The sequence below is a fragment of the Halarchaeum grantii genome (assembly GCF_014647455.2).
In the GTDB taxonomy this organism is placed as follows: domain Archaea; phylum Halobacteriota; class Halobacteria; order Halobacteriales; family Halobacteriaceae; genus Halarchaeum; species Halarchaeum grantii.
The window spans coordinates 1-5,433 of record NZ_BMPF01000012.1 but is presented as its reverse complement, the minus strand read 5'-3'; the positions used below and the strand labels follow the sequence as shown (position 1 = coordinate 5,433).

Genomic DNA, 5,433 nt, shown 5'->3' with positions numbered 1-5,433 from the left:
TGGGGTTGAATCCAACCCCGACTAATGAATGGCGAGGCGGCGAATCAGTGTTCCCAGAGGCTCGCGCACTCCAGTACTACCTGATACGCAGGTGGGCTTAACTTCCGTGTTCGGGATGGGTACGGGTGTACCCCCACCGCTCTGGCCGCCTCAATGCCGATCTACGGAATCGAACCGTAGTAATACCAATATCGGTATCGAGACTCCTCTCGACTGTGTGTGTAATGTGTAATCCAGTTAACGCCTGGACTCGCGTGCAGATAGTCCAAGTCTATGAATGTGTGGCTCGATCGATTAGTGCTCGCGGACTCAACGTCTCGTTGCCTCGACGCGTACATCCCGAGTCTATCTAACTCGTCTTCTACGAGTGATCTCCACGGTGCTTCTTTTCCAGGTGGGTTTCGAGCTTAGATGCGTTCAGCTCTTACCCCGTGCTGCGTAGCTGCCCGGCACATGCCCTCTCGGACAACCGGTACACCAGTGGCAACCGTTCGTAGTTCCTCTCGTACTATACGAACGTTCCTGTCAAGCACCATAACACCCCCAATAGATAGCAGCCGACCTGTCTCACGACGGTCTAAACCCAGCTCACGACCTCCTTTAATAGGCGAACAACCTCACCCTTGCCCGCTTCTGCACGGGCAGGATGGAGGGAACCGACATCGAGGTAGCAAGCCACTCGGTCGATATGTGCTCTTGCGAGTGACGACTCTGTTATCCCTAAGGTAGCTTTTCTGTCATCTATGGCCCGCATCAAGCAGGCTCATAGGTTCGCTAGACCACGCTTTCGCGTCAGCGTCCCTCGTTGTGTAGGACACTGTCAGCCCATCTTATGCTCTTGCACTCTTCTCCGAGTCTCCGACTCGGATGAGATGGACGTAGGGCGCGCTCGATATCTTTTCGAGCGCGTACCGCCCCAGTCAAACTGCCCGGCTACCGGTGTCCTCCTCCCGGAGTGAGGGTCACAGTCACTGACGGGTAGTATTTCACTGATGGCTCGGTGGCCCGCTAGCGCGGGTACCTGTGTAACGCCTCCTACCTATGCTGCACATCAGCGACCGTGTCCCAGCGACAGCCTGCAGTAAAGCTCTATAGGGTCTTCGCTTCCCCTTGGGGGTCTCCAGACTCCGCACTGGAACGTACAGTTCACCGGGCCCAACGTCGGGACAGTGAAGCTCTCGTTGATCCATTCATGCAAGCCGCTACTGAAGCGGCAAGGTACTACGCTACCTTAAGAGGGTCATAGTTACCCCCGCCGTTAACGGGTCCTTCGTCCTATTGTACTAGGTGTTCAGATACCCGCACTGGGCAGGATTCAGTGACCGTACGAGTCCTTGCGGATTTGCGGTCACCTATGTTGTTATTAGACAGTCGGAGCTTCCATGATACTGCGACCTGCCCAATCACTGGGCAGGCATCCCTTATCGCGAACTTACGGGACTAATTTGCCGAATTCCCTGACGTCGGTTGATCCCGACAGACCTTGGCTTTCGCTGCCAGAGCACCTGTGTCGGATCTCGGTACGGATGTCGTACTCGTCTTTTCACGGGCCCCGGGTTGGATCGACTATCGCTATCCCACCATTCGTCCGCTTCCTGCCATTACGGCTTCCACGGATTTCGATGGTTCGACCGGACGATTGTCCGGCTCGACCTACCCCAAGGCGTCAACTTTCAACGTACGACAGTACTGGAATATTAACCAGTTTCCCTTTTGTCACACTCGAATTACGATGTGACTTAGGACCGACTAACCCTCGGCTGATCAGCATTGCCGAGGAACCCTTGCTCTTTCGGTCGTCGAGGTTCTCACCCGACTAACGCTGCTACTATGACCAGGATTTTCGTTCCTGCACGGTCCACACGAACTCTCGTCCGTGCTTCCACCCGAGCAGAACGCCGACCTACAAGATCACCCTTTCACGGGTGCTGTCAGGTCTCGGTGACGAGCTTGAGCCCCGATCATTTTGGGCGCCTCGAACCTCGGCCGGTAAGCTGTTACGCTTTTCTTAGAGGGTAGCTGCTTCTAAGCTCACCTCCCGGCTGTTTAGGGCTCGAGACAACCTTCAATCGCACTTAGCTCGTACTTGGGGACCTTAACCTAACTCTGGGTTGTCTCCCTCACGGTGCACAGGCTTACCCCGCACACCGGATTCCTCACGTCCACAGCGTTCATAGGTTCGGAGTTCGACAGGGGGGCCGACTCCTCTCGGAGGCGGACTCCCCAATCGGTCGCTCTACCCCATGAACTACCTCGGTGAAGGTCATGCTTCGACATGTTTCGGTCGGAACCAGCTGTTGCCGAGTTCGATGGGCCTTTCACCCCTACACGTAGGTCACGGGAGGGTATTGTAAGACACCACCCCTAACAGGCCTCCACACGGCTTTCGCCGTGCTTCACCTTGCCCACGCGTAGATCACTCGGTTTCGGGTCGTGCCCGTTTGACTCCCCGCCCTTGAAGACGGCGGTCCTCGCAATGCTGCGACCATGTCGGTTTCCCTATGCCTTCCCCGATACTCGGGTTAGACTCGCCAAACAGGCACACTCCCTGGTTCGTTTTTCAAAACGTACGACCGGACATCGGCTCCCTCTCGATCCTACCAAAGGCTTGCACCTCGGTCGTTCTCGAAAGGGCCTTTTATGCCCAGTCGCTCCATCGCCACCTGATTTCAGGCTCTATTTCAGCTCCCTTCTCGGGATACTTTTCAGCGTTCGCTCACGCTACTTGTTCACTATCGGTCTCGAGGAGTACTTAGTCTTAGCAGTCGATGCCTGCTAAATTCACGAGGAATTTCCGGTCCCCGCTACTCTGGAACTGACGCACGAACTACTAGATCGGATTACGGGGCTGTCACCCTGTATCGCACTCCGTTTCAGGAGACTTCACACGATCCTTCATTCGATGAAAGTCAGTCCGAACACCACATTGCCCCAAGGGGGCTTCGGTTTGGACTGAGCCGCGTTCACTCGCGGTTACTAACGGCGTCTCATTCGATTTCTCTTCCTGACCGTACTAAGATGTTTCAATTCCGGTCGTTCCCCATTGCGCAAAGCAATTGTAAAAGGGATTCCCATTCGGAAATCCTGAGTTCTACGCCTCCGTGCGGCTCCCTCAGGCTTATCGCAGCTTGGCACGTCCGTCGTCGGCACTCGAGCCGAGCCATCCACCAGGCGGCACAGTAGCCACGTTGTTGTCAATGTTGTGACGTTCAATAAGACTCGCACTACACTGCAAGCGAGTCCAGTGAGCGCCTGGATTACACGTACACACAGTCTTCATCGCACGTCCCGGAGGTGATCCGGGAGCGTACATCGACCCTTCCCATCCGCGCTCTCACGGGATGGTGCATCAGTCGAACTCAATCAATCATTCCGGCGCCCCACACTTAAGGGGCACGATCCGGAACCACTGATTGAACACATGGACCCACTGGGATTCGAACCCAGGGCATCCTCCTTGCAAAGGAGGCACTCTACCACTGAGCTATGGGCCCACCCCCTCATACGGGGGGTTCGTTAGCCTCGATGGTCTAAAGTGTCCGGCTGGCGCGACGCCTGTCCTCGCAACAAATGTGGGTCGAGCCCAGAAGGCTCGATCCCGTGCGTTAGGAGGTGATCCAGCCGCAGATTCCCCTACGGCTACCTTGTTACGACTTAAGCCCCCTTGCGGAGCCCAGATTCGACCGCCGAAACGGCGGCCTCATCCGGACCCCACTCGGGTGCTTTGACGGGCGGTGTGTGCAAGGAGCAGGGACGTATTCACCGCGCGCTCTTGACACGCGATTACTACCGAATCCAGCTTCATGAGGGCGAGTTTCAGCCCTCAATCCGAACTACGACCGAGTTTAGGAGATTAGCGTCACCTCTCGGTGTTGCAACCCATTGTCTCGGCCATTGTAGCCCGCGTGTAGCCCGGCTCATTCGGGGCATGCTGACCTACCGTTGCCCGTTCCTTCCTCCGCTTTAGCAGCGGCAGTCCGCCTAATGTACCCAACCACCAATCGGTGTTGCTGGCAATTAGACGTGCGGGTCTCGCTCGTTGCCTGACTTAACAGGACGCCTCACGGTACGAGCTGACGGCGGCCATGCACCTCCTCTCAGTAGCGTCGGGTAAGGTCGTCAACCTGACTGTCATTACTACTGTCGGAGCCGGTGAGATGTCCGGCGTTGAGTCCAATTAAACCGCAGGCTCCTCCGGTTGTAGTGCTCCCCCGCCAATTCCTTTAAGTTTCATCCTTGCAGACGTACTTCCCAGGCGGTCCGCTTCTCGGCTTCCCTACGGCACAGCACAGGCTCGTAGCCTGTGCCACACCTAGCGGACATCGTTTACAGCTAGGACTACCCGGGTATCTAATCCGGTTCGAGACCCTAGCTTTCGTCCCTCACTGTCGGATCCGTCCTTCCAAGGTGCTTTCGCCATCGGCGGTCCGTCCAGGATTACAGGATTTCACTCCTACCCCGGACGTACCCCTTGGATCTTCCGGTCCCAAGCCAATCAGTTTCCGCTGGACGCCCACCTGTTGAGCAGGTGGATTTCCCAACGGACTTGACTGGCCAGCTACGGACGCTTTAGGCCCAATAAAATCGGTCATCACTCGAGCTGCCGGTATTACCGCGGCGGCTGGCACCGGTCTTGCCCAGCTCTTATTCGTAGACCACCTTACGGTCTACAAAAGTGTGAGCTCTATGCCCACACACTCGGAGTCCCCCTATCGCACTTGCGTACAGTGTAAAGGTTTCGCGCCTGCTGCGCCCCGTAGGGCCCGGAATCTTGTCTCAGATTCCGTCTCCGGGCTCTTGCTCTCACAACCCGTACCGATTATGGGCACGGTGGGCCGTTACCCCACCGTCAACCTAATCGACCGCAGCCGCATCCTGTAGCGCCGAAGCGTTTCCAGCTCACGTCCTTCCAGACAGCGAGCGTTATGATGGATTAGCCTCAGTTTCCCGAGGTTGTCCATCTCTACAGGGTAGCTTGGCCACGTGTTACTGAGCTTTCCGCTACGAGTCTAAACTCGTACAACTAGCATGGCTAAATCGGACTCCGATAGCAATGACCTCCGGCAGGATCAACCGGAATGTGCTGAGGTGTAACCTCAGCTCGGCGGGAACAAAGGTTCCGCTGGTTGCGACGACAAAGCGTCGAACCAGCCGGATGTCACTGACCATCGAGGCTAACATCAGATCCCATCTGTACGGCGGACCGCAGGGGTAGGATCCTCATTCCTTCCGGACCAGAGTGTTTGGTTCGGGGGTACTTAGACCCGTCGAACGCGTCGTGGTCCGGGACGACGTGTGCATTCCTTCCGAATACTCGTGGGTACTTAACCCCCTCGAAGCGCACCCGGATGGATGCGTCGAGAGAGCGCCCCGAGAGTGTCGGAGTGGATGCGTGCGTCGGTAGCGCCGGGCGAACCGGGCTACGTCACGTCG

General features: G+C 56.7%; 1 tRNA gene and 3 rRNA genes. All 4 read right to left on the bottom strand.

Annotated features, from left to right (window positions below):
- Nucleotides 1-31: 31 nt before the first annotated feature.
- The 4 genes from rrf to IEY12_RS15645 all read right to left on the bottom strand — a co-directional run bounded on the left by rrf (nt 32) and on the right by IEY12_RS15645 (nt 5,080).
- Nucleotides 32-153, bottom strand: a 5S ribosomal RNA gene (gene rrf / locus IEY12_RS15660).
- A gap of 123 nt (nt 154-276) precedes the next feature.
- A 23S ribosomal RNA gene (locus IEY12_RS15655) occupies nt 277-3,192 on the bottom strand.
- 230 nt (nt 3,193-3,422) lie between these two features.
- Nucleotides 3,423-3,494, bottom strand: a tRNA-Ala gene (locus IEY12_RS15650).
- Nucleotides 3,495-3,607: 113 nt separating this feature from the next.
- Nucleotides 3,608-5,080, bottom strand: a 16S ribosomal RNA gene (locus IEY12_RS15645).
- The 16S, 23S and 5S rRNA genes sit together here with 1 tRNA gene alongside, the layout of an rRNA operon.
- Nucleotides 5,081-5,433: the final 353 nt, after the last annotated feature.